Genomic DNA, 24327 nt, shown 5'->3' on the forward strand with positions numbered 1-24327 from the left:
ACCTGGACAAAGACGTCCCGGAGGTGATCGGCATGACCGAGGTTCTGCTCGCCGTGGGCACCCGCAAGGGCCTCTTCATCGGTCGGCGGCGAGGTGGCACATGGGAGTTCGACGACAGTCCCTACTTCAACGCCCAGGCCGTCTACTCGGTCGCCATCGACACCCGCGGCGGCTCCCCGCGGCTGCTCGCGGGCGGCGACAGCGCGCACTGGGGCCCGTCGGTGTTCCACTCCGACGACCTCGGCCGCACGTGGACCGAACCGGCCCGGGCCGCCGTCAAGTTCCCCAAGGAGACCGGCGCTTCGCTGGAGCGGGTCTGGCAGCTGCACCCGGCCGCCGCCGAGCCGGACGTGGTGTACGCGGGCACGGAACCGGCGGCCCTGTACCGCTCGGAGGACCGCGGGGAGAGCTTCGAGCTGGTGCGTCCCCTGTGGGAGCACCCGACCCGCTCCCAGTGGGTGCCGGGCGGCGGCGGTGAGGGCCTGCACACGGTGCTCACCGACGCGCGCGACCCGCAGGCGGTGACCGTGGCCGTCTCCACCGCCGGGGTGTTCCGCACGACGGACGGCGGGGCGAGCTGGAAGCCGTCCAACTCCGGTGTCTCCGCGGTGTTCCTGCCGGATCCGAACCCCGAGTTCGGCCAGTGCGTGCACAAGGTCGCCCGGGACGCGGTCGACCCGGACCGGCTGTACCTGCAGAACCACTGGGGCGTGTACCGCAGCGACGACGCGGGCGCGCACTGGACCGACATCGGCGCGGGCCTGCCGTCGACGTTCGGCTTCGCGGTGGCCGCCCATCCGCACCGCGGCGACACCGCGTACGTCTTCCCGATCAACGCCGACGCCGACCGGGTGCCCGCCGAGCACCGCTGCCGGGTCTTCCGCACCGCTGACGCGGGCCGGAGCTGGGAGCCGCTGTCGAAGGGACTGCCGGAGGAGGACCACTACGGCACCGTGCTGCGCGACGCGCTCCGTACGGACGACGCGGACCCGGCCGGGGTCTACTTCGGCAACCGCAACGGCGAGGTGTTCGCCTCGGCCGACGACGGCGACAGCTGGCAGCAACTGGGCTCCCATCTGCCGGACGTGCTGTGCGTGCGGGCCGCGGTGATCGACTGACCCGGCCGGTCCCCGCGGACGGTGGGGTGAGGAAACGGCAACGGTCATCCGAGCCGACAGTCCGGTCATCCGCGGTCGGCCTCCGGTCGCAGCTTGATCGCCGACCGGTGTACGGCAGTAGGGTGACGCCCGTGGCACCACGACCCTTGCATGAAATCGTCGAACCGGGCTGGGCGAAGGCCCTGGAACCCGTCGCCGGACGGATCGCCGCGATGGGCGACTTCCTGCGCACGGAGATCGCCGCGGGACGCACCTATCTGCCGGCCGGGGCGAACGTCCTGCGCGCCTTCCAGCAACCCTTCGACGAGGTACGCGTCCTGATCGTCGGTCAGGACCCGTACCCGACCCCGGGGCACGCGGTCGGCCTGTCGTTCTCGGTCGCGCCCGAGGTGCGCCCGCTGCCGCCGAGCCTGATCAACATCTTCCGCGAGCTGAACACCGACCTGGGGCTGCCCCAGCCGTCGACCGGCGACCTCACACCGTGGACGCAGCAGGGCGTGCTGCTGCTCAACAGGGCGCTGACCACGGCACCGCGAAGTCCGGCCGCCCACCGCGGCAAAGGCTGGGAAGAGGTCACCGAGCAGGCCATTCGGGCCCTGGCCGGCCGCGGCAAGCCGCTGGTGTCCATCCTGTGGGGGCGCGACGCCCGTAACCTGCGTCCGCTGCTCGGCAGCCTGCCGGCCGTGGAGTCCGCGCATCCCTCACCGATGTCGGCCGATCGCGGGTTCTTCGGCTCACGCCCGTTCAGCCGGGCCAACGACCTGCTGATCCAGCAGGGCGGACAGCCGGTGGACTGGCGTCTGCCGTGACCGTCCCCGGATATCTGGCCGTGGACTCCGGCGGCTCGGGTCTCCGGATCGCCGTCGGTGTTCCGGGACAGGCGCCCTCGGCCCAGGGGGAGACCGGGGAGCCGGTCCGTACCGATGCGCGGGGGATCGATCCCGTCCACCTGATGGCACAACTCGTGCCCCTGGCCCGCACACTGGCGGCCGAGGCCGGGCTGGGCGAGCTGGGCACGGCCGTTGTGGGCGCCGCCGGGTTCGCCACCCTGGGCGACGCCCTGCGCGCCGAACTGCCGGGCGCGCTCGCGCGGGAACTGGGCGTACCGACCGTGGCGCTGGCCGCCGACGCCGTCACGGCCTATGTGGGCGCCCTGGGTACGCGGCCGGGTGCCGTGGTCGCCGCGGGCACCGGGCTGATCGCGATCGGCACCGACCTGACCGGCTGGCGGCGGGCGGACGGCTGGGGCCATCTGCTCGGCGACTGCGGTGGCGGGGCCTGGATCGGGCGGGCCGGGCTGGAGGCGGCGCTGCGCGCCCACGACGGCCGCGACGGCGGCTCCGCCGCGCTGCTTGCGTGCGCCGAGGAACGGTTCGGCCCGGTGCGGGGGCTGCCCGGCCTGCTCTACCCGCGCACCGACCGCCCCGCGATGCTGGCCTCCTTCGCCCCCGGGGTGGCCGCCTGCGCCCCGCGCGACCCGGTGGCCGCAGCGATCCTGCGCGCGGCGGCCCGGAACATGGCCGAGTCCGCCGCGGCGGTGTGCCCGGCGTCCGGTGCACCCGACGTGGCGCTCACCGGCGGCCTCTTCAAGATGGGCGACCAGCTGCTCGTACCCCTGCGGGAGGAGTTGGCGGGGCGGCTGCCGCACGCCCGGCAGGTTCCGGCCGAGGGGGACCCGCTGCACGGCTGTGTGCGGATCGCGACCGAGCTGGCGGCCGGGCGGCTCACCCTGCCGGGTGAACCGTCCATGCTCTGCGTGGTCCCCACAAAAGGGGATTGACCGCTTCATGGCACATGTGTCCGGCAAGTGCCCGGAACATGTGCCAAGCGGGCGTAACTCATCAGACAAAATGGGACGGAAACCGCTCACCTGCACCCTCCCCGAACAGGGGAGCCCAAGAAGCCAGTAACATGCGGCGCCATGAGCTCCCCCACTGGGCCCGTGTCCGGCCTGCCAGTACGAATGCCGCGACCCCGCCAGCCCGGACGGCACCGCCGACCGGAACCGCTGGTGGCTCCCGAGGACGCGCCCGCGCTCGTCCTCGCGGTGCCCGGCGCGCCCAGCGCCGCCACACGCAGCCTCGCCGAGGAGGTCGTGAGCATCGCCCGCTCCGAGCTGCCCGGCCTGGACGCCCGGATCGGGTACCTGGACGGGGACGACGTCGAGTTCTCCAGCCTCCGGTCCCTGCTGACGCGTGCCGCCGAGGAGCGCAGCGCCCGCTATGAGCAGGCCAGGGCCGCCGGTGTCGACGTCAAGGAGCCCGACGGCCCGGTCGCCGTCGTCGTCCCGCTGCTGGCCGGTCCCGACAGCGCGCTGCTGCGCCAGGTCCGCCAGTCCGTGATGGACAGCCGGGTCGCCGCCGATCTGACCGATGCCCTCGGCCCGCACCCGCTGCTCGCCGAGGCGCTGCACGTGCGCCTGTCCGAGGCGGGCCTGGCCCGTGCCGACCGCGCCCGTCTGTTCACCGTGGCCACCGCCGCCGACGGCATCATCCTGGCCTCCGTGGGCGGTGACGAGGCCGTGCAGGCGGCCGGGATCACCGGCATGCTGCTCGCCGCGCGCCTGGCCGTGCCGGTGATGGCGGCCGCCCTGGACGAGGAGGGCTCGATCGCCTCCGTCGCCGAGCAGCTGCGCGCCTCGGGCTCGCAGCAGCTGGCCCTCGCGCCCTACCTGATCGGCCCGGAGATCGACCCGGCGCTGCTCACGGCGGCCGCCGAGGAGGCGGGCTGCGCCACGGCGGAGGCGCTCGGCGCCTACCCGGCGATCGGCAAGCTCGCCCTCGCCAAGTACACGACGGCACTGGGCATCGCCCCGCAGCAGCCGCAGGGCACGCCGGTCCGCTGACCCGGCACGGCACCCGTACGACACAGGGCCCGCTCCAGCCACTGGAGCGGGCCCTTCGCCTTGTCATGCCGCCGCGGGGAGCCTCCGCTCGGCCGCTCAGCCGAAGACGATGCAGGAGGCCGCGGCGACCTCGACGGACCCGTCGTAGCGGGGCAGCCCCGTCGCCTCGTCGACAGCGAACCAGGTCACGTCGCCGGAGCGTTCGTTGGCCGCGTAGAGGAAGCCGTCGTGCTCGGCGAGCGCGCGTGGCCAGTGCCCGCCGCACGGCACCGTGCCGGTCAGCCGCAGTCCGTCCGCCCGGACCGCGAACACGGACAGGACGTCCTCGCCGCGGGTCGCGGTCCACACGAAGCGGCCGTCGGGCGAGACCACAATGCCCGAGGCGTAGGCGTCGCCGGCCGGGGCGCCCGGCAGGACCGGAACCTCGATCAGCGGCTTCAGGGAGCCGATGCCGGCGTCCCAGAGGCAGACCGTGACGGTCGGGGTGAGTTCGTTGACCACGTAGGCGCGCTCGCCGTCCGGGTGGAAGGCCAGGTGGCGGGGGCCCGAGCCGGGGCGCAGCGCGATCTCGCGGTGCAGGGCGGGGGTGCCGCGGTCCAGGGTGCACACCCGGACCGAGTCCGTGCCGAGGTCGACGCTGACCGCCCACCGGCCGCTCGGGTCGGGCTGCACCTGGTGGGCGTGCGGGCCGCGCTGGCGCCGGTCGTGCGGGCCTGAGCCGGTGTGCCGGAGCACTCCCGAGGGCGCGCCGGCGAGGGTGCCGTCCGGGCGCACCGGCACGGCGGTGACGCTGCCGGAGCCGTAGTTGGCGGTCAGGACGTGCCCGGCGTACAGGCTGAGGTGGGTGGGTCCGCTGCCGGCGACCGGCACGGGCGGCCCGGCGGGTTCCGGCTTGTCACCGCCGACCCGGAACGCCGCGACGGCGCCCTCGGCCGTCTCGCTGACCGCGTAGAGCATGTCCCCGTCCGGCGACAGGGCCAGGTAGGAGGGGTCGGGCACGGTGCCGAGGCCACCGGTCAGGGTCAGTGCGCCGCTGCCCGGGCGGACCTCCGCGACGACCAGTCCGGGTCCGCCCGCCGCCGTGAACGACCCGATGAACGCCCTGTGCCGCCGGCCGTCTGCTGTCACCGCTGTCCCCTCTCCGTCGGAGCCAGTGCCGACGGTAGCAGTCGATCACCCTAGGTCTAGACCAAAAGGGTGACGGGGGGCGGTTCGCCGGTTTCCCTCAGGCACCGACCAGCGGCGATCCCGACGGGGCCCGCAGGGGCTCGGCCAGGTCGGCGAGGGCGCGCTCCAGGCCGTGGAGGTGGGCCAGGGCCGGCTCGGCCGGGGCCGCGGCAGGCCGGTGCACATGCTCGGAGCCACCGGCGGTGAGCGCCTCGACCGCGGCCTCCACCCGCCAGCAGGCGGCCGCCAGGCGGGCGTCGTGGGAGGCCTCGGGGTCAGCGGCGACGGCGACCAGACCGCGGATCTCGCGGGCGCAGTCGTCGAGGAGCGCGAGGACCCGGCGGGCCCGCCGCTTGCGGCCGAGCATCGGGTTCAGCGGGTGCACCAGCGGGGCGACCGAGAGCCGGACCCGGCCCAGCAGCTGCTCCAGCTCGGCCACGCGCGGTGCCGGGTCGGCGGTGGCCGAGCCGGCGAGGCGGGCGGCGGCCTCGGCCGTGCAGGCGTGGACGCAGCGCAGGGCACGCTGGATCCAGGCGTCGGTGGTGGCGTGGGTGGTGACGGGCAGCACGAACAGCACGGCGAGCACCGCACCCAGGGCGCCGACGCCGGTCTCGGCGAGACGGAGCGCGAGCAGGCCGGGGTCGAGGACGCCGAGCAGGCCGTAGAGCAGCTCGGCGAGCAGGGTCACCCAGAGCATCATCCAGGTGTAGGAGACGGCGGCCGTGTAGAAGATGCCGAAGACGGCGACCGCGACGAGGACGGCCGTGGGGACGGGCGCGCCGTTCACGGGGACGGCGACGAGCAGGCCGAGGCCGATGCCGATGACGGTGCCGAGGACCCGCCGGAAGCCGCGTACCAGCGTCTCGCCGCGCGAGGCGGTGTTGACGAAGACCCACCAGGTGGCGCCCACCGCCCAGTACCAGCGCTGCCCGGACACCAGCTGTCCCACGACCAGCGCGAACCCGGCGCCGGCGACCGCCTGGACCGCCTGCCGGGTGGTCACGCGGACCAGCCCCGTCCCCGCGGACGGTGCGGGTGCGGCGGCCGGGGGCAGGCGGCGCTCGTAGCACCACAGGCCGAAGCGCACGGCGGCCGCGCTGAGCACGGACAGCAGGACGGCGGCATACAGCTCGGGCAGCTGTCCGGGCGTGGCGTGCAGGAACTGGGCCACGAAGAAGGTCATGAAGGCGAACACGCCGAGGCTGTGCCCGCGCGGGCCCCAGCGGCGGGCGTACACGCCGGCGCCGACGACCACGAGGAAGACCAGGTCCCGGGCCACGGGGTGGTCGTGCAGTTCGGCCGCGGCGGCGAGCACGGGCACCCCGACGGCGGGCAGCAGAGCGGTGGTGACCGCCTGCCCGCGCACCGTCGTGTCGGCGACGGTGAACAGGGCGAGCAGCGCGGCGAGACCGCCGGTGACCGCACCGGGGAGGGAGTGGCCCGCGAGCCCGCACACGACGACGGCGAGCCCGATGCCGAGGACGGCCCGCGCGGCGAAACGCAACCGCGTCCGCCCCGGGTCCGGAGCCACGAACACCCTCTTCAGCACTGAGTCCCCCTTGGAGCACGGCACACAAAAGGCGCCGCGGGGATCCGCAGCGCCATCGACGTACCCATAAGAGCATCACATGGGTCGATGGCTCAAGTGTCGACTGAATCACTGAACCATTGGCCCGATGAGGAAGGGGTTCGCTCGTCCGACTCAGGGCCAACGGACCAGGTGGGGCGGCACATCGACTCGGCAGCTTCCTGAGCCATTGGTACAGTCGTAGATCATGACCGTGGACGAACTCGACACCCGCATCCTGCGGCTGCTGCTGGAGCAGCCGCGCACCAGTGTGCGTGAGTACGCCCGCATCCTCGGCGTCGCCCGCGGCACGCTTCAGGCGCGCCTGGACCGCATGGAGCGGGACGGCGTGATCACGGGTACGGGCCCCTCGCTCTCCCCCGCCGCGCTCGGCCACCCGGTGCTGGCGTTCGTGCACATCGAGGTCACCCAGGGCCACCTGGACGACGTCGGGGACGCGCTGGCCGCCGTACCCGAGATCGTCGAGGCGTTCTCGATCACGGGCGGCGGGGATCTGCTGGCCCGGGTGGTGGGGCGGGACAACGCCCATCTGGAGGATGTGATCCAGAAGCTGATCAGCCTGCCGGGCGTGGTGCGCACCCGTACCGAAGTGGCCCTGCGCGAGCGTGTGCCGTTCCGGCTGCTGCCGTTGGTGGAATCGGTCGGGCGAGCGGCCCGCGCCTGACGCTTGGCATGCTGGACCGCATGAGCAAGCTCGGCACTCTTTCGGTCATCTTCGATCTCGACGGAACGCTGGTGGACAGCGAGCCGAACTACTACGAGGCGAGCCGGCAGACCCTCGCCGAGCATGGCGTCCCCGACTTCACCTGGGCGGAGCACGAGAGCTACGTCGGCATCAGCACCCTGGAGTCGGTCGCGATCTGGCGGGAGCGCTACGGTCTCGGCACCCCGGCCAGAGAGCTGCTCGACGCGACGAACCGGCGCTACCTGGAGCTGGCCCGCGCCCGCACACCGGCATACCCCGAGATGCGGAAGTTCGTGGAGCTGCTGTCCGCCGAGGGCGTTCCGCTCGCCGTGGCCTCCGGCTCCTCCCTCGACGCCATCGAGGCCATCCTCGCCGGGACCGGCCTGGACGCCTTCCTGCCGACCGCGGTCTCGGCCGACGAGGTGGCCCGCGGCAAGCCCGCCCCCGACGTCTTCCTGGAGGCCGCCCGGCGGCTCGGGGCGGACCCGGCGCACTGTGTGGTCCTGGAGGACGCGGCACCGGGTGCGGCGGCCGCGCACGCCGCCGGGATGCGCTGCATCGCGATCCCGTACGTGGCCGCGCAGGCCGACGCCCCCGAGTTCGCCACGGCCGCACTGCTGCTGCGGGGCGGGCAGGCGGAGTTCACGGCCCAGTCGGCGTACGCCTGGCTGACGGATGCGGCCACATCAGCCTGAGCACCCTCCTTACCCGACAGTACCGTTGACGCTCCTCCGCCTCTTTCCTGCCTTCCGGACGATTTGCTCCGCCGTTCCGGCGGCGCGTGGCACAGACTCCGCACGAGCCGTCCCCGCAGACCCTGTTGTACGGCCCGGTCGCCCTCGTGGCCCACAACTCCGTGACCGGGCACCTGAGTCGGGGTCTTCGGCGGCCTCGACTCCGGCGCCGTGAACCCTGCTCGGCCCGACGGGACCAGCTCCTGGACGAGATCTGGGCGGGGGCACCGTTCCTGGGCAGGGGTGCGCCGGTCGCGCGTGCGGGACGTCGTGGCGGTGTGTGACGTCGGCCGGGCTGTTCCGGCAGGAGGACGACGGGTGCGGCGGCGGTGCGTACCGCACGCGAGGCCACCTACGCGGCCCGACCGATCCGGCCGGCGGGCATCCGGTCGCACGGAGGCGTGCCGGCTCGACGCGCGCGGAAGTGCTCCTTGCGTGCGTTGAGCGGGGTGGCTGCTTAGCGTGACCCCATGACCACAGTCCAGGCTCCACCCGCCCCCGACGACCGGCGGTGGAAGGCGCTCGCGGTCTGTCTGACAGCGGGCTTCATCTCGCTGCTCGACACCTCGATCGTGAACGTGGCGCTGCCCTCGATGGAGCACGGGCTCGGCGCCTCGGAGGCCGCCGAGTCCTGGGTGGTCTCCGGGTACGCCCTGACCTTCGGGCTTGCGCTCGTCCCGGCCGGCCGACTCGGCGACATGCGCGGACGGCGGCAGGCCTTCCTGATCGGGCTCGCCCTGTTCACGGTGGCCTCGGCAGCCTGCGGGCTCGCGCCGAGCGCCTCCTGGCTGGTGGCCTTCCGGCTGATCCAGGGCATGGCGGCGGGCATGGTCGCACCGCAGACCTCGGGACTGATCCAGCAGATGTTCCAGGGCGCCGAGCGGGCCAAGGCCTTCGGGCTGCTCGGCACCGTCATCGGGGTCTCCACGGCCACCGGCCCACTGGCGGGCGGTCTGCTGATCAACGCCGCCGGTCTCGACCACGGCTGGCGCTGGGTGTTCTTCGTCAATCTGCCCATCGGGGTGGCCGCCCTCGCCGCGGGACTACGGCTGCTGCCCCGGTTCCCCGCGTCGCCGGGCAAGCGCGAGGAGTTCGACCTGTTCGGGGTGCTGCTCCTCGGGTCCGGCGTGCTCGCGTTCATGCTGCCCCTGGTACAGAAGGAGCAGTGGACCGGGCAGCAGAAGTGGGCGCTGCTGCCGGTGGGCGCGCTGCTGCTGGCCTTGTTCTGGGCGTGGGAGCGGCACCAGGGACGGCGCGGGCGGGCGCCCCTGGTCGACCTGGACCTGTTCTCGCTGCGGTCCTTCACGCTCGGCGCCCTGATCAGCCTGACCTACTTCGCGGGCTTCACCACGGTCTTCTTCGTCTACGCGCTGTTCCTGCAGAACACGGTCGGATACAGCGCGCTGGCGGCCGGTGTCACGGTGCTGCCCTTCGCGGCCGGCTCGGCGATCGGCGCCGCCCTGGGAGGCCGGATGGTGGTGCGCCACGGCCGCAAACTGGTCGTCATCGGTCTCAGCGGGGTGGTGGTGGGGCTGCTCGGGACGGTCGTGGCGGTGCAACTGGTGCCCTTGCAGAGCGTGGGGTGGGCCACGGCGCTGCCGATGCTCGTCGGGGGGCTCGGCTCCGGCCTCACCGTCTCCCCCAACACGACCCTCACCCTCACCCGGGTCCCCGTGGGCCGTGCCGGTGCGGCCGGCGGGGTGCTCCAGACGGGGCAGCGCGTCGGCTCGGCGGCCGGGATCGCCGTGGTCGGCGCGGTGTACTTCGCACACCAGGCAGACCAGGGGCGCCCCGTCACGGCCATTCAGCTGGGGCTGCTCACAGCCGTGGGAATCAGCATGATCGCGCTGCTGCTGGCGGTCGCGGACCTGCGTGACCGCCAGGTGCGTCCCGAGCCGGAGCGGGCCGCTGAGCCCGTCCCGCGGGGTACCGAGGAGGGCGGCGCGGAGGAGACGGTCCGGCCGGGTGCCTGAGGGCTTCCGGCGGCGCCGGTCCGGCGCGACCCGTGACGTGTTCCGGCGAGGACGGCCCGGCTCGGCCCCGGCGGGTCAGGACCTCCGGCGCGGCTTCCCCCGCTTGGCCGGCTTGCCGCCGCCGCCCGAGCCCGCGCGGCCCCGTGCGGTGCGGCCCGCGGGCTTCCCGCCCGTCGACTTCGCGGGCGCCTGCTTCTGCCGGGCGCCCCGCTGCTCCGGACGCTTCTGCTCGGTCTCGGTCTTCGCCGCCGTACGGCCCCGTGTGCTGTTGACCGTGCGGCCGCGGACGATGCCGATGAAGTCCTCCACCAGGTCGGTGGTGGCCTCCTCCGGCCAGGACAGGGCGACGCTGGACTGCGGGGCGTCGACGACCGGGCGGTAGGTGAGGTCCCTGCGGTGGTACAGGCGGGCCAGGGACTGGGGGACGATCAGCAGACCGACGCCCGCCGCCACCAGCTCGATGGCGTCCGGTGTCGTCGCGGGACGCTCGAAGGCGGGCTCGCCGGGCGGGCTGTCCCAGTCGAAGACGTCGTCCAGGGGATGGAAGAGCACCTCCTCGGCGAGGTCGGCCATGGTCACCTCGTCCACCGCCGTGATCAGGTGGTCCTTGGGGACGATGACCACCGTGGTCTCGGTGTACAGCGGGATCGCGCTGAAGAACGTACGGTCGACCGGCAGGCGTACGAGGCCCGCGTCGGCCTCACCCGCGCGCAGGACGTCCGATGCCTCGGGGCCGGAGACCTGGACGAGGCTGAGCGGGATGTCGGGCAGGCGCTCGTTCCAGATCCGCACCCACTTGGCGGGTGTCGCTCCGGGGACGTACGCGAGCCGGAACGACGGTGTTTCCTGCGAGCCTGTCACCAGGCCAGGTTACCGGCCGTGGTCGGCCCCCCGGCACACGGCCGATACCCTTGACCTCATGAGTTCGCAGCAGAGCACCCAGACGATGAAGCCCGCCACCGCGGCGAAGAAGCTGGGTGTGTACCTCCCCGCCACCCCCGCCGAGTTCCAGGAGGGTGTGGTCTCGCGCGCCGAGCTGAACGAGCTGCAGGCCAACCCGCCCGAGTGGCTGCGCGAGCTGCGGGAGAACGGCCCGCACCCGCGGCCGGTGGTCGCGGCGAAGCTCGGCGTGTCCATTGCGGGTCTCGCGCGCGGCGGGGTCACCGAGCCGCTGACCACCGAGCAGATCGAGGCGCTCAAGCAGGAGCAGCCCGAATGGCTGGGCAAGGAGCGCGCCACCCAGGCGGAGGTCCGCAAGGAGACGGCGCGGATCAAGAAGGTGCACCAGGAGAAGCAGGAGAAGGACGCCGAGCGGGGCTGACGCCCTTCCCCGGTTCAGCCGTCGGACGCCCGGCTCAGCCGTCGGACGGCACCTTCAGCTTGTCCCAGCTGACCTTGCCGGGAATGCCGTCCGCGTCCTTGCCCTTGAAGCCGAGCTTGTGCTGCCAGGCGGCATAGGACCTGCGGTCGGCCTCGGTCCACTCCGGGCTCGGGCCCTCCTCGTAGTGCCCGCAGCCCTCGGCGACCAGCCGGCGGCCCATGGCCGTGACGACGGGTGACTTCTGCCCGATGTGGAAGAAGCCGCTGCCCGGAAACGGCGCGTACTTCGGCTTGGGCACGGGCTTGGGGTCCGGCTTCCCCGGGTCCTTGCCGCCGCCCTTCCCGGCCAGCCGGTCGGCTATGCGCCCCCGCATCCCGTCCATGGTGAATCCGCGCGGGTCCTGCTTGCCCGGCTGCCACTCCTTGTGCCCGATGACGGAGCGCTCCGACCAGCCGTGGTGCCGGCAGATGGCGGCGGAGACCTTCTCGATGGCCTCCTTCTGCGCCTCGGGCCAGGGGTCCCTGCCGTCGCCGAGGTTGATGCACTCGAAGCCGTAGAAGTGCCGGTTGCCGTCGACGTCGGCCTCGTTGTCGTGCGGCAGCTTCGTCTCGTTGACCACCGCGCGCAGCACGTCGCTGTCGCCGAGGCCCGCGTGGTTGGCGCGGCCGTTGCCGACGAGATGGACGTGGCCCTGCTTGTCGATCACGCCGTGGCACAGGGGGCCGGGCAGGCCGGAGTAGCCGTTGTAGCAGATGTTCACGGAGTTCTCGGTGCCCGAGGTGACCGTGTGGTGGATCATGACGCCGTTCACCGGGCCCCAGGGGCCCTTGGTGTTGCGGTTGTGGTGGCGCCAGTCCCGCACCTCGTGGACGGTCAGGCCCTCGGCGCGCAGGACCTCCAGCAGCTTCGACCCGCTCATCGGCTGAGCCATCACTCGTCTCCTTCCACGGCGGCCTCCGCCGCCGCTGTGGTCTGTGAGCGGCCGCCGGAGGGATCGGCCTCGGCTGCCTGCTCCTCGCGCGCGGCCAGGGCCTCGGCGTCCAGGGCAGCCCGGTCCGCCGCCGGGATGTCCCCGCCGAGCGGGCCGAAGGCGAGCCGCAGGTCGACGGTGCTGCCCTCGCCCCTGACCAGGGCGAGCGGCGCGAAGTGCCGGACGATGCCGGCCGGGGCCCGGAGCAGGGGACGGCGCGCCGCATCGGCCGGCCACTCGACGCTGCCGGTGGCGGTACGGGCGGGGATCAGCCAGTGGTCGCCCGTGCGGTAGCCGCCGCCCTTGGCGAAGTACACCTCGACGCCGTCCTCCAGCGGCAGCCACACCCCTTCGGCGAGAGGGACCGCTCCGCCCTTGAGCGCCGTCGTACGGCCCTTCTGCCTGGACCCCTCGTGGTGGTCCCAGCGGCGCAGGAACGGGTGCAGATGCGGCAGGCGGCCGACACGCGGGTCCGGTTCGGCGGAGAGACGGACGCGCCGGCCGGGCAGGTCCAGTTCCTCGACCCGCAGCAGGGGCAGGGCTTCGAGGCGGGAGGCGTAGGCCGTGTCGGTGAACTCGACGTGGTCGCCGACGTCCAGGTCGAGCTTGTCGTCGAGGCCGAGCGTCGCCAACTGCACCCAGGTGCCGTCCAGTTCGTCCACCGGGAAGACCACGGAGCCGTTCTCCCGTGACCACTTGAAGGTGGCGTCCTGCGCCTCGCCGCCCGCGTGGATCTCCACCCGGTACAGCTGGTTCTCCGGGCCCCGGTAACGGGCGTCGGGCCGGACCAGGCAGGGGTCCTCGTCGGCGTGTTCGGGCCGCTCGCTGCGGGCGGCGAGCCGCGCGGCGGGCGCCGCCTGGGTCTTGGCCCACTTCTCGAACGCCTCGCGGACGGCCTGCGGCGACGGCTCGGCCTCCTCGATGTCCAGCTCCGACAGGGACAGCGGCAGCACCTGCCAGACGACCTTGGTGCGGACGGCGGTGTCGGGCAGCGCGGCGCCGAGGGCGACCTCGCGCAGCGCCGGGTCCTCGGCAGCGCAGACCGCCCGCTCCCACACCTTCAGGTGGACGACGAACGGCGACTGGGCGGGCGAGGGCAGCCGGTCGCCGGGCTTCTCCGGGTCGCGGAAGCCGTCGGGCTGGTTCCAGTAGTCCCAGTAGCCGTCCGTCTCAGGGGTCTGCTGCTCCTCGGCGTCCTCGTCGGGCACGGGGGTGCCGGGCGCGGGGCGGTCCGCGTTGCACAGGATGCCGTCGACGTAGTAGCGGCCGCCGTGGATGTAGAGGGTGTCGATGTCGTGCTTGCCGCCGATGTACTGGATACCGAAGCCGGTGGCGCCGCTGGGCCCGCCGTGTCGTCCGATCAGGTCGGCGGCGAGCGTGCGGGCCTGGTGGAGCTGGATCGCGGCCTGCTCGTTGAGGTCCGCGTCCAGCTGGACACGGCCCTGCTGGGCGACGACCGCGGAGTAGTGCCGCTCCGGGCGGAAGGTGGAGCGCGAGAGATCAGCGTGCATGAAGGGTGTCCCCCTGGTTCGGAAGTCTGCGGGTGGGTCGTACGGCGGCACGGCTCACGTCACGAAGAAGATCCCGGCGTCCGCGCCCGCGGGCGTGTATTCCGCCAGGCGCGCCCTGAGGCCGTCCTCCCGCTGCGGCCGGTACAGGTCGTGGAAGGCGCCGAGTTCGGCTCCGTCGTCCGCGCCGCGCCGGATCTCCTCGGCACACCGGTCCGCCAACTGGCCGTACCACGGCGTCCCGTAACGCTCCGAGGCGAACAACGGCCGCACCCGCCCCGCCTGTTCGGGGCCGACGAGGTCGGGTTGGCAGCGATGGCGGCGCGGGGTACGGGAGCCCGGCGGGACGTAGGAGTACCGCAGACAGCCGATGCCGCGCCGGGCCACGTGGAGCTTCCCGGTGAAGACCGAGTTCTCGGCGATCCGGACGGCGTGCGTGTGGACCTCGCCGATGACGGTCGTGCGGTGCAGGTGCAGGAGGGCGTGGGCGTGGCGGCAGTCCGGGGCGGAGAGGGCCGCGCGGTCGTGGCCGGTGGCGTCCAGGACACTGTCGCGCAGATGGATGTCGAGGGGGTCCTCCGAGACTTCGTCGCCGATGACCTCGATGGTGCCGAGGACGCTGTGCTCGATCTGGAGGCAGGCGGTCGTGCGGTCCAGGACGATACTGGGCTCCTCCGGCGAGTGGGGCTCGCACTCGGGCTCCAGCGACCAGCCGGGCACCAGCGTCGAGTGGCGGACGACGACGGCGCCCATGGGGCCGGTGACGTTGATGCCGCGTCCGGCGACGAGGAGTCCGTCGAGGACGATCCGCGGGCGCTCGTGCGGGGCGCAGTCGGCGTGCACCGCACGGATGTTGAGGGCGTCGGGGCGGTTGCTGTACCAGTCGAGCAGCCGGATCACCGGCCGGGCTCCCTCGGCGGCCCGCAGTTCGAGGCGGTCGCCGGGGTCGAGGTCGAAGTCCAGCTGTTCCTGGTAGGCGCCGCTGTGGGTGATCTCGATGATGCCGGTGCGCTCCGGGCTGCGCTCGTCCTGCCAGGCCCGGTAGGCGTCCATGATCCGCTGGTAGGTCTGTCCCGGGCCGACGCGGTAGAAGTCGGCGTCGGGGCGGGGCTCGCGGTCGGGGCGCTGGTACTCGCCGCCGCCCATGTCGGCACCGGACGCGTGGTGGTAGTCCACCCACACGCCCTGCCGGGGCGCCGAGCGGGAGCCGAACGCGATCCGGCCCAGCTCCGGGTCGACGGCGACCTGCCCGCGCCGGGGCCGGTAGCGCCAGTCCGACAGGTCGGCGACGACGATGTCGGCGGGCGGTACGGGCCGGTCCTCGCCGTCGCGCCGGATGACGAGGCTCTTGCCGGGACCGTAGTAGTCGGCGAGCCGGTCGTGCAGCAGCCGGCGGGTGATGAACGCCGGGACGTTGTCGACGGCGGCGATGTGCGCGGGCGAGGGCTCCGGGACCGGTTTGGTGACCAGGGGGGTGTCGTTGCCCAGGATGGAGAAGGTGTACAGGTTGCGGGCGCGGTCGATGCAGTAGGCCGGGGACGAGGTCACGGAGTACGCCTTCAGCCGCCAGACGAAGAGGCCGACTCCGGCCGGAGTCCGACCGCCCTGCTTTCGGGCGGAGTCGGCGCGGCGCACGTCGACCGTGCGGGCCGTCTCCTCGAACGGGCCGCCCGCGAGGGCGAGCGCAGAGCCGTCCCGCAGGTCGAGCAGGCGTCCGCGGTCCCCGCGGCGGCCCGTGCCGTACAGCCTGACCGGCTGAGTGTGGGCCACCTGCCGGGACAGCTCGACGGCGCGGGCGGGCCAGTCGGCCACCTGCTCGGCCAGTTCCTCCAGGAGGTGGAGGGTGCCCTTGCGGCGCCGGTTGGCGACCGTGGCGGCCACGTCGCGGCGGGGGGCGATGGCCTCGGCCAGTGCGTCCCGGCCGCCGGTGTGCAGGCCGGTGGTGAGGACCCGCTCGTAGCCCGGCAGGGTGCGGTAGCCGACCAGGTCGCCGAGGTACGGCAGCACCCAGGGCGCGGCGGTCTCCACGAACAGGTCCTCGTAGCCCTGCTGGACACCGTCGCGGACGCGGTCGAGCTGCTCGGCGATCACCGCGAGCAGGGCCCGCAGCGGTTCGCCCTCCTCGGCGTCGCGCAGCCGGTGCCAGCGGGGCAGCAGCTCGGCGAGCCCGTCGGGCTCCCGGGGCAGCACCGGGGCAGGCGTCTGCGACTCGACATCCGTCGGCTTCGCGGACATCACTTGACCTCCGTCAGAATCAGGGTGTCCGCGGCCCGCGCCGACAGCATGGTGAGCTGGGCCGGGCGGATGCCGCGGAAGACGAACACCGTCCGGCCCTTCGCCAGGCGCCGGGTGTCGGTGATGTCGGGGTTGAGGCGCAAGAGTTCGGCGAGCGGGACGCCGTGGCGGGCGCAGACGGACGACAGGGTCTCGCCGTTCGCGTCGCGGACCGTGTGGGTCGTCTCCTCGTACGCCGCCGGGTGCGCGGGGACGGACGCCCTGGGTGTGCCGGGGCCCGCGAGCAGTGCGGTCAGCTGTTCCGGGGTGGCGGAGGCGGGCACGCCGGTGAAGACGTCGATGTCCACGTAGTCGACGCCGGGCACGGAGTGCGCGGTGGCGAGGACCTCGGAGAGGCGGGCCGGCCGGGCCGGCTCCCGTCCCTCGTAGCCGAGCCGGAGCAGCAGGGCCTGGCGCAGTCTGGGCTCGACGATCTCCCAGGCGTGGTCCGGGGCGAGCTTCACCTTGGCGGCGATCAGCAGCAGGACGAGTTCGCGCGCGTCCACCCGGACCGGCAGGTTCGGGTCGCCGTACTCGCTCAGCGCGCCACGCAGGGGCCGGAGGCTGTCCTCGGTGAGCGGCACGTCGTCGGTGCCGGCGACCGTCACGTGCAGCACGCGTCGCCGCCCGTCGAAGAGTTCGCGGGCCGTCGCCCGGCCGATTCCGGCGCGGGAGCGGGCGAAGTCCTCGTAGTCGGCCGGGGAGACCAGCCGGTCCAGGGCGGAGACCGAGAGCGGGACGGTACGGCGGGTGAGGCCGGGCCCGTCCGCGTCCGCGCCGCCGCTCGCCGGGCGCGGGTTGGTGACCGCGGTGACGCCGAGCGGGCGGGTGAGGGGCTGGGTGATCCGGTCGGCGGGGACGTTGGCGGCCTTGCCGGTGCCGAAGCGGTAACGGGCGCGGACGTTCTCGTGGCCGCGGGGCAGGCGGGCGCCGTGGATGCCGTCGCCGAAGGTCACGGTGGTGCGGCCGTCGGAGGCGGTGCCGGTGATGTACACGCGCTCGGTGGGGCCGCGCCCGGCGAGGCTGTCGACCTCGTGCCAGAGCACTCCGTCGACGCGGATCTCCAGCACGGGTGTGGCGCCGAGGGGGTTGTCGGCGGCGAGCCAGGTCAACGGGGACTGCCAGAGGGCGAAGGTCTGGTCGACGCGGTCGGAGTCGCCGCTGCCGATGGCCTCCTCGCGACTCTCGCCGTGGGTGGCCTCGACGACGTTGCCGAGGATGCGGACGCTCGCCCGGTGGTAGCGGTGGACCAGGTCGGTGGTGAGCGTGAGCCGGGTGTGGACGTGGTCGCCGGGCAGGCGGGGGTCGACGGCCGCGTCGGCGGCGGCGATGACCACCACCTCGGTGGCGCTGACGCCGGTCGTGCCCGGGACGTCGGTGCGTTCGCCGCTCACGATGAGGGTGCGGCCCGGGCGCAACCCGTCGTACAGCTCGGCGAGTTCGATCTCGTTGCCGTGGACGTCCTCGCCGAGCGGTTCGTCGGCCGGGCGCAGCGGCTCGCCGGCCGCGTGCACGGTGGTGTCGCGGATGTGGGAGAGCAGGACGTCGAACTCGTCCAGCCAGGGGTCCGCGAGGGTCAGTTCGGTGCCGCGGCCGGTGATGCCGTAGTTGGAGTACGCCGCCGTACGGGCCGCCACGACCTGGGTGGTGACGAATGCGAGCCGGGCGTCGCCGGGTACCGCGGCGCCCTTCGCGGGTCGCTGGACGGCCACCCAGCTGCCGACGGTGATGCTGTCGTGCACGCTGTCCAGCTGGAGCACGCGGCGGTTGACGGGCTCCGGCTTGCTGGCGATGACGATCTCGACGTTGGGCTCGGTGCTGCCCACCGTGTACTTCAGGGTCACCTCGTACTCGCCGTGGGTGAACTGCGTGCCGGCGCCCGGCCGCAGCGGCACCTCGTGGGCCGTGCCGTTGTGGATGCCGACGTGGACCACACCGTCGTCGTCCGGGCGGGACACGAACAGGGTGCGTTCGGGCAGGCCGGAGTGGAGGCGGGCGGTGACGCCCGGTTCCTCGGCGGCGGCGGGGCGGCGGTTGAGCCAGCTCAGCTCGCGGTCCTCGGGGGCGCGGGTCGACAGGTCGACCTGGCCCGGGCCCAGGGTGAAGGTGACCGGCTGGGCGACGGGCAGGTTCTCGGCGCGCTGGTCGCTGCCGCTGCCCTCGACGTACTGGAGCTCCGCCCGGACCGGCACCTTGCCCGCCGGGTCGAGCACTACGCGCAGGCTCGCCAGCACCGCACCGGTCAGCGGCCAGTCGGCGGTGCGGATGACCCGGCCGCGCTCGTCCTGTACGGGCTTGAGCGGGGCGGTGGCACCGAAGGGGGCCGCCGTGACGCGCATCGCGAGCAGTTCGCGCAGAAGGTGCGTGGTGCCGGGTGCGGCGGCCGTGCGCCAGGCCGGGTAGAGGCTGCCGAGTCCGGGGTCGAGGGCGGACAGGAGGCGGGCGGTGTCGGTGCCGGGCCGCCGGGGGCGGGTCCCTTCCCCGGGGGTGGGCGCGGCGGTACGCAGGGCCGGGAGGACGGTGCTCAGCGCTTCGAGCGCGGCCCGGCGCGGGTCGGGGACGGCGGCCTGCTGGGCGGCGACGGGCTCCGCCGGCTGCGCCGGGGCCAACTCCAGTGCCCGCTGGGCCAGTTCCGCCAGGATCGCCGCCAGCTGTTCGAACCACGCCGCCACGTCCTCGTACGGCTCGGCCAGCACCTCGGCCTCGCGCAGCCGGGCGATGGGCTCCCCGAGGCGGGCCGCCAGGCGTTCCGGAGTCCTGATGCCGTCCAGGTCCGTCCGCAGCGGGGCGAGGACCTGGTCGTCGAAGTCCTCGATCAGACGGCTGACCGGGCGCGGGTCGGGCACCTCGGGCGTGGGGGGTTCGTCGCCGGGTTCGCCGGGGGCGGCCGGCTCCGCGGTCCAGCGCCGTACCTCGTCCACCAGCTCCTTGAGGGTGGGCGGTGCCGACTTGGGCAGCGAGACGGCGGTGATCTCGTCCTCGCGGTCGATCCGGACGCCGGCGACGGGAAGCAGCTTCCGTTCCCCGCCCGCCTGTTCGCCGAATACGAAGAGGAGCTGGTCGCCGGTCTGGAGGGAGTTCGCGGTGCCTTCCACGAACAGTTCGGAGCGCCGGTCGAGGTCCTCGGGGGTGACGAGGGAGGGACGGCGGCGCCGCACCTTCAGCTCGTTCCAGTCCCAGCGGGCGCTCAGGTCCCGGGAGGTCTCGAAGGTCAGCGACTGCTCGTCGGCGGAGGCGGGCACGCTGTGGCTGCGCGCCCCGCGCGGGATGAGCACCGGCAGGGCCTCGGCGCGCGGATCGCGTTCGAGGGTGTACGCCAGGTGCGTGCCGGCCGCCACTCCGGGGCGCGGCCGGTGCCCGACGAGCCGCCCGAGCAGCACCAGTGAGCGGTGGTCGTCGGCGGTGCGGAGGTAGGCCTCGTCGGCGATCCGCTCGGAGTGGAAGGTGAGGAGGTCACCGAGGACGGCGGTGGCGTCGAGCAGACCGATGGCCGGGTCGTCCGGGGTGCGCACGGTCAGCCCGGCCAGGGCCGGGTACGCGGGCGAGGCGAGCCGGTCCAGCAGGGCGGCGAGGAAGGAGCCGTACTCGCCGACCCGGTAGTCGAGGGCGGTGCGGCCGGGCGGGTTGTGGAGCGGGGCGGGGGCGAGGCGCTCGTCGTGGCCGCCGCACGCGCCGCCGCAGGAGCAGTCCTGGCTCATCGGGTGCCTCCCATGGATATCGCCAGGCGGCCCTGTTCGGGCCGGTCCGGGTCGTTGTCGCAGGTGGCGATCTCCAGCGGGCCGAGCTGCAGCACGCCGTCCTGCCTCTCTCCCCGGTCCTGTTCGGACAGCCGCCGCAGCCGGGTGACCTCGACGCTCTCCACCCCGGCGACGGCCGCCGCGGCGGCGACCAGGCGGCTGAGCCGGACCGGCTCGCCGAAGGTCAGCGCGTCGGGGTGGAAGAAGCCGAGCCGGCCGCCGGGCAGCCGGCCGCTGCCGAGCACGCGGTACAGCCCGGCCAGGATCTGTCCGTGCTGGTGGCCGGGCAGGGCGCACACGCGGAGCGCGATGTCCAGCGGCACCGGACGGGCGGGGCCGACCACCAGGTCGTGCCCGATGCGCCGGTACGCCTCCAGGGCCTGGGCCGCCGAGGCGAGCAGTTGGTCCGACGGGCTGCCGGTGCCGACCGCGTCGATCGCGATGTGCGCCTCCTGGACGCTGCCGGTCCAGCGGATGTCGGCGGCGGCCCGCTGCACGCCCGGCAGGGCGGAAGCGAGTGCCGCGTAGTCCTCGGCGGTGACCGCGCGCAGCCGGGTACGGCGCAGGTCGAGCGGGGCCAACTGGCGTACCTGTTCCAGGGGTTCGGGCTCGGTTCCGCCCCGGGCGGGCAGCGGGTTGCGGACCGTGGCGGCCGGTGCCTCCCCTCCCGTCTCGACGACGAGGTGGTTGATGGCCTCCGCACCGACGTTGCCCGCGCGGCCGCCGCCCAGCCGGTAGCGCACGGTCAGGCGTGCACCGGGCGTCGGCCGGGCACCGTGCCGTCCGTCGCCGAAGCGCAGGGCGAGGCGCCCGTCGTCCTCCGGCTCGCCGACGAAGTGCCGGTCGCGCAGGTCGCTGTCGAGCAGGTCGCGGCGCGGCTCCCACTCCGTGTCGGTGCCGTGGAGCCGTACGGCGGGCAGGGCGCGGCGCGGGTCCTGGGCGAGAGCCCCGGTCGCCGGGCCTCGCAGGACCGGCTCGTCGGGGTGGAGTCCGGCCGCGTACGCCGGGCCCCAACTGTGCGCGATCTCCCAGGCGATGTGGCCGTCGAGGACCGTCCCGGCGCGGGCCCGCGCGGTGAGGATCTCGATGCGGCGCAGCTTGGCGTGGAGCAGCTCGTCGCTGCGGTGCAGCAGTTCCCGCAGGGCGCGGACCGGGTGGCGGCGCAGTTCCAGTCGCTCCAGCAGCTTCAGGCCGTGGATCACGGCGAGTTCGGTGATCTCCTCCTCGCCGAGCCCGTCGCGGTCACGGGCACTGCGCCACAGCTCCACGAGCCGCTGCCGGACCCGGCCCGGGATGGCGGCGATGCGCTCGGCCTGCCCTGCGGCGACCGTGCCCGGGTCGGGGAACGGCACCGCCTGGGTGACCGGCGCCCGGCCGAGAACGGGACGGAAGCGGGGCCGGATGCCCGGGTAGACGGACTGCGCGAGCAGGGTCCGCAGGGCGGCGGCCTGTGCGTATGCCGTGCCGGGTACCACTCTCCCCCGGCCTCCCGTGTGCCGCTGCCCGACGAGTTCCAGGCCGAGGCCGGCGCGTACGGTGGCCCGCTCGCCCACGACCTCGAACAGTTCGCGGACGTCGTCGGGGGTGAGGACCTGGCCGCTCTCGGCCTTGTCCGTGAGGGAGTCGACGAGCCGGGCGGGTGCGTTGCCCTCCGTACGGTCGTAGCAGCCGAAGCCGGGCGGAGCGAGATGGGGGTACCCCCGGCCGGAGGCTGGGGGAGGGTCGCAGGGCGCCACGACCGCCGGCACCGGCGGCACGGTCACCGTCTCGTGGAGTCCGGAGCGGCCGTGGTCGACGAGGACGGCGTTGCCGCGGGCGAGGGTGACGTCCTCGACGGGCAGGCAGTCGCGTCCGCCGCGGGTGGTGAGGCAGAGCGGGAAGCGCAGGGCGTCCTCGGCGGCCCAGGTGACCTCCAGGACGGGCTGGTCCTCGATGCGGTCCAGGCCTGGGGTGACGGAGGTCAGGCGTACGGCCTGGCGGTGGGCGGGGTCGGCGTCGCCCGGGGTGCCGGTGCGCGGGCCCTTGACCTCCTCCAGGACCAGGACGTCGCCCGGATTCAGGTCCAGCCGGCGTTCCCTGCAGGTCTCGGGGTCCGCCCATGCGTCGCGCAGGGTGGCAGCGGTGGCCCCCGCGGGCAGGGCGCACACCTCGCCGCCCCAGGTCCACAGCCGGATCGCGTTGTGCGCGACCCGCAGCCGCAGCGGGTCGGCGGTGACGACCGGTTCGAAGACCTCCACGGAGCCGCGTTCGTCGAGGTCGCCGAGGTCGTTCTCGTCGATGACGGTGCCGGGCTCGGGCCGGTCGTGCGGGTCGAGGGTGCGGACGTCGACGGAGGCGAAGCGATACGTGCCCGGTGCCAGGGTGTGGTCGGCGGCGGTCGCCACGGTCACGTACGCGCGGGCGTTGCAGCCGTCGTGCATCGCGTAGTCGATGAGCCGGACGTGCCGGCGTACCGAGACCCGGCGGCGGGCGGTGTCGAGGTAGGCCTCGGTGGCGACCGCGTCCTGCTGATAGCTGATCTGGTCGCCGGTGTACGCGAGCAGTTCCACGAGGGTCGTGCCGAGGTCGGCCGGGTTGCGTTCCACCCAGTCGGGGGTGGTCAGCGCCAGCCGGTCGAGCAGCAGTCTGCGGATGGTGTCGTAGTCGCGGGCCGTGTAGTCGACGACCGGGGCGGCCGGGAAGGCGGGGGGCTCCTCGGCTTCGTCCTTGCAGTCGAAGGGGGTGGGGCAGTCGGGCCGGAAGCCGAAGGACGCGCTGTGATAGCGCTGGTCGAAGCCGCGGTACGGCTCGGTGCCCGGCCGTCCGTACGGGTCTGCCTCCACCAGCGACAGCCGGTAGCGGGAGGTGTCGCCGGCCCGGTCGAGGGTGACGTAGAGCCGGTCGTCCAGCTCGGGGTCCTCCTCGCGTTCGACGCTGACGTCGACGGCAATGATGCCGGTGACGCGCCGCCCGCCGTCGATGCGGACGTTCTCGGGGCCGAGGCCGTGCGGGGCCTTGCCGAGGAAGGTGACGGTGAGCAGCAGCCCGTCGTCGCTCACCTCGACGGCGTCGACGCCGTTGAGCTGCGCGGCGCGCACCTTGGCCCGCCGGGTGGTTCCCGCGCTCATGCCGTCCTCCCCTCGAAGACGTCCTCACGGACCGCGCCGGTGGCGCGTACGACGTACGACAGGTGCACGCGTACGACGTCGTCGCCGCTCTCGATGTCGAGGGCCACGACCTCGACCAGGTCGCCGAGCCAGCGCTGCAGCGCTGCCTGGACGGAGAGTTCGAGGGTGCTGACCAGTTCGGGGCTGCTCGGGGCGAAGACCAGGTCGAGCAGTCCGCAGCCGAAGTCGGGCCGCATCACGCGCTCGCCGGGGCTGGTGAACAGCAGCTGCTCGATGAGGTCGTGGACATGCTCGGTGGGGCGGGCGTGCGCGGTGCGTCCCCGGCGGTCGGCGTGGAAGGGGAACGCGATGTCGGTGCGGGTGCGTTGACTCGTCGGCCTCATCGGACGGTGACCTTTCGCTGCGCGGCCTGGACGACGGGCGGCCCCTGCGGGACGAGGGCCGCGCTGAAGCACTCGGCGGCGGAGGTGTCGAGCAGCACGGGCGAGCCGTCGGCCGTGACCCCGCTGCCGTCGGCGGTCCAGCGGACCGTGACACACGGCGACGGCACGCCGGCGACGCTGTGCGGGCACCCGGTGACGACGTAGGCATGGGCCCCCGTGGCGACGACGGCACCCGCGATCCGCAGACCGCCGGAGGGCGTGGTGGCGGGTGTGACACGGCCGCCGTGCGGGCAGCCGATGACGGCGCCCGCGTCCAACAGACTTCCGGACAACTTCTTCCCCCGTTGTCTATCGCTTGGAGAGGACGGTCAACTGGCCCTCGTTGATGGTGACTTCGCGACCGCGCAGGACGATCTCGGCGCCGGCGCCGGTGGCGATGACCACGGCTTCCTTCGTAATGCGGACAAAGGCGCCGCCCTGGGCCTGGAGGAGGATCCCCTGTTCGGCGCCGGGAGTGTCGTTGAGCACGATCTTGTGGGCCTGCGGGGTCTGCACGACGACCGGTTTGTTCGCCGCGTTCGCCTGGAGCTCGCGGCGCGCGTCGGGCGGCAGTTCGCCCGCGTCGCCGTACCAGCACCCGGTCCACACCGGGAAGCTGGGATCCCCCTGCTCGAACTCCACCCACACGCCCGCGCCGGGCGGCGGCACCACGAACTGGCCCGACTCCGGTCCGGTGAACGGCAGACAGGGCAGCGCCCAGGTCGACGGCTCGTCGCCGAGGACGTCCGGGACCTCGGCCGTGATCCGGCCGATGTGCAGCGGGTCGTTGTTGTCCACCACCCGGCCGCGGAATTTGCCGAGGTAGCGATTACTGGGTGCCGCCATGCTGAACTGCTCCTGGTCGATGGGTTGTTGCT

19 protein-coding genes are annotated in these 24327 nt (G+C 73.8%); 8 read left to right on the forward strand and 11 right to left on the reverse strand.

Translation table 11 applies throughout. The annotated features are described in order from the left end of the window. Window positions 1-32 precede the first annotated feature (32 nt). The 4 genes from ACIRU3_RS37165 to ACIRU3_RS37180 all read left to right on the forward strand — a co-directional run bounded on the left by ACIRU3_RS37165 (window position 33) and on the right by ACIRU3_RS37180 (window position 3963). A complete protein-coding gene (locus ACIRU3_RS37165) occupies window positions 33-1118 on the forward strand; it encodes a WD40/YVTN/BNR-like repeat-containing protein (RefSeq protein ID WP_404066244.1) in 1086 nt (361 codons plus the stop codon). Between the two features lie 131 nt (window positions 1119-1249). Next, complete coding sequence (locus tag ACIRU3_RS37170) at window positions 1250-1927, forward strand: uracil-DNA glycosylase (protein WP_404066247.1); 678 nt, start codon at window positions 1250-1252, stop codon at window positions 1925-1927. Further along, window positions 1924-2898, forward strand: coding sequence for an N-acetylglucosamine kinase (locus ACIRU3_RS37175; RefSeq protein ID WP_404066250.1), 975 nt, complete (start codon window positions 1924-1926; stop codon window positions 2896-2898). Before ACIRU3_RS37170 ends, ACIRU3_RS37175 begins: the two co-directional genes overlap by 4 nt. 141 nt (window positions 2899-3039) lie before the next feature. Next, window positions 3040-3963 carry a sirohydrochlorin chelatase gene (locus tag ACIRU3_RS37180; protein WP_404066253.1) on the forward strand — a complete coding sequence of 308 codons (924 nt, stop codon included), beginning with the start codon at window positions 3040-3042 and terminating at the stop codon, window positions 3961-3963. A 96-nt stretch (window positions 3964-4059) separates the two neighbouring features. On the opposite strand, the gene ACIRU3_RS37185 is transcribed toward ACIRU3_RS37180, so the two are convergent. Then, window positions 4060-5091 (reverse strand): lactonase family protein, encoded by a 1032-nt coding sequence (locus tag ACIRU3_RS37185; RefSeq protein ID WP_404066256.1) that lies wholly within the window; start codon window positions 5089-5091, stop codon window positions 4060-4062. A 97-nt stretch (window positions 5092-5188) separates the two neighbouring features. Continuing rightward, on the reverse strand, window positions 5189-6679 hold the full coding sequence (locus tag ACIRU3_RS37190; RefSeq protein ID WP_404066258.1) for an FUSC family protein: 1491 nt from the start codon (window positions 6677-6679) through the stop codon (window positions 5189-5191). A gap of 226 nt (window positions 6680-6905) precedes the next feature. Between ACIRU3_RS37190 and ACIRU3_RS37195 the strand changes: the two genes are divergently transcribed. From ACIRU3_RS37195 to ACIRU3_RS37205, 3 genes are all read left to right on the forward strand, one after another. After that, on the forward strand, window positions 6906-7382 hold the full coding sequence (locus ACIRU3_RS37195; protein WP_404066261.1) for an Lrp/AsnC family transcriptional regulator: 477 nt from the start codon (window positions 6906-6908) through the stop codon (window positions 7380-7382). A 20-nt stretch (window positions 7383-7402) separates the two neighbouring features. Then, complete coding sequence (locus tag ACIRU3_RS37200) at window positions 7403-8098, forward strand: HAD family hydrolase (protein WP_404066264.1); 696 nt, start codon at window positions 7403-7405, stop codon at window positions 8096-8098. A 509-nt stretch (window positions 8099-8607) separates the two neighbouring features. Continuing rightward, window positions 8608-10110, forward strand: a complete 1503-nt coding sequence (locus ACIRU3_RS37205; protein ID WP_404066267.1) for an MFS transporter — start codon at window positions 8608-8610, stop codon at window positions 10108-10110. Between the two features lie 75 nt (window positions 10111-10185). Here ACIRU3_RS37205 and ACIRU3_RS37210 read toward each other — a convergent pair whose 3' ends face one another. Then, a complete protein-coding gene (locus tag ACIRU3_RS37210; protein ID WP_404066269.1) occupies window positions 10186-10971 on the reverse strand; it encodes a LysR family substrate-binding domain-containing protein in 786 nt (261 codons plus the stop codon). 58 nt (window positions 10972-11029) lie between these two features. Here ACIRU3_RS37210 and ACIRU3_RS37215 point away from each other — a divergent pair, with 58 nt between their 5' ends. Beyond that, window positions 11030-11431: a DUF5997 family protein gene (locus ACIRU3_RS37215; RefSeq protein ID WP_404066272.1), complete on the forward strand. Its 402-nt coding sequence runs from the start codon at window positions 11030-11032 to the stop codon at window positions 11429-11431. Between the two features lie 34 nt (window positions 11432-11465). On the opposite strand, the gene ACIRU3_RS37220 is transcribed toward ACIRU3_RS37215, so the two are convergent. Genes ACIRU3_RS37220 through ACIRU3_RS37255 form a run of 8 tightly spaced genes read right to left on the reverse strand, consistent with a single transcriptional unit; the run spans window position 11466 to window position 24295 of the window. Continuing rightward, window positions 11466-12362 carry a peptidoglycan-binding protein gene (locus tag ACIRU3_RS37220; protein ID WP_404066274.1) on the reverse strand — a complete coding sequence of 299 codons (897 nt, stop codon included), beginning with the start codon at window positions 12360-12362 and terminating at the stop codon, window positions 11466-11468. Then, entirely contained in the window at window positions 12362-13912 is a 1551-nt protein-coding gene (locus ACIRU3_RS37225) for a DUF6519 domain-containing protein (RefSeq protein WP_404066277.1), read from the reverse strand. The genes ACIRU3_RS37220 and ACIRU3_RS37225 overlap by 1 nt, the downstream gene beginning before the upstream one ends. Window positions 13913-13966: 54 nt before the next feature. Continuing rightward, window positions 13967-16144, reverse strand: coding sequence for a hypothetical protein (locus ACIRU3_RS37230; RefSeq protein WP_404066279.1), 2178 nt, complete (start codon window positions 16142-16144; stop codon window positions 13967-13969). Further along, a complete protein-coding gene (locus ACIRU3_RS37235; protein ID WP_404066282.1) occupies window positions 16144-19881 on the reverse strand; it encodes a putative baseplate assembly protein in 3738 nt (1245 codons plus the stop codon). The genes ACIRU3_RS37230 and ACIRU3_RS37235 overlap by 1 nt, the downstream gene beginning before the upstream one ends. After that, the gene (locus tag ACIRU3_RS37240) at window positions 19878-23027 is read right to left on the reverse strand and encodes a putative baseplate assembly protein (protein ID WP_404066284.1); all 3150 of its coding nucleotides are present in this window, start codon (window positions 23025-23027) and stop codon (window positions 19878-19880) included. The genes ACIRU3_RS37235 and ACIRU3_RS37240 overlap by 4 nt, the downstream gene beginning before the upstream one ends. Then, a complete protein-coding gene (locus ACIRU3_RS37245) occupies window positions 23024-23410 on the reverse strand; it encodes a GPW/gp25 family protein (protein WP_404066286.1) in 387 nt (128 codons plus the stop codon). The genes ACIRU3_RS37240 and ACIRU3_RS37245 overlap by 4 nt, the downstream gene beginning before the upstream one ends. Then, a complete protein-coding gene (locus ACIRU3_RS37250) occupies window positions 23407-23742 on the reverse strand; it encodes a hypothetical protein (RefSeq protein ID WP_404066289.1) in 336 nt (111 codons plus the stop codon). Before ACIRU3_RS37250 ends, ACIRU3_RS37245 begins: the two co-directional genes overlap by 4 nt. Before the next feature lie 16 nt (window positions 23743-23758). Beyond that, window positions 23759-24295, reverse strand: coding sequence for a phage baseplate assembly protein V (locus tag ACIRU3_RS37255; protein WP_404066292.1), 537 nt, complete (start codon window positions 24293-24295; stop codon window positions 23759-23761). Between the last annotated feature and the right edge of the window lie 32 nt (window positions 24296-24327).

The organism is Streptomyces sp. NPDC101151 (assembly GCF_044768335.1).
Taxonomy (GTDB): domain Bacteria; phylum Actinomycetota; class Actinomycetes; order Streptomycetales; family Streptomycetaceae; genus Streptomyces.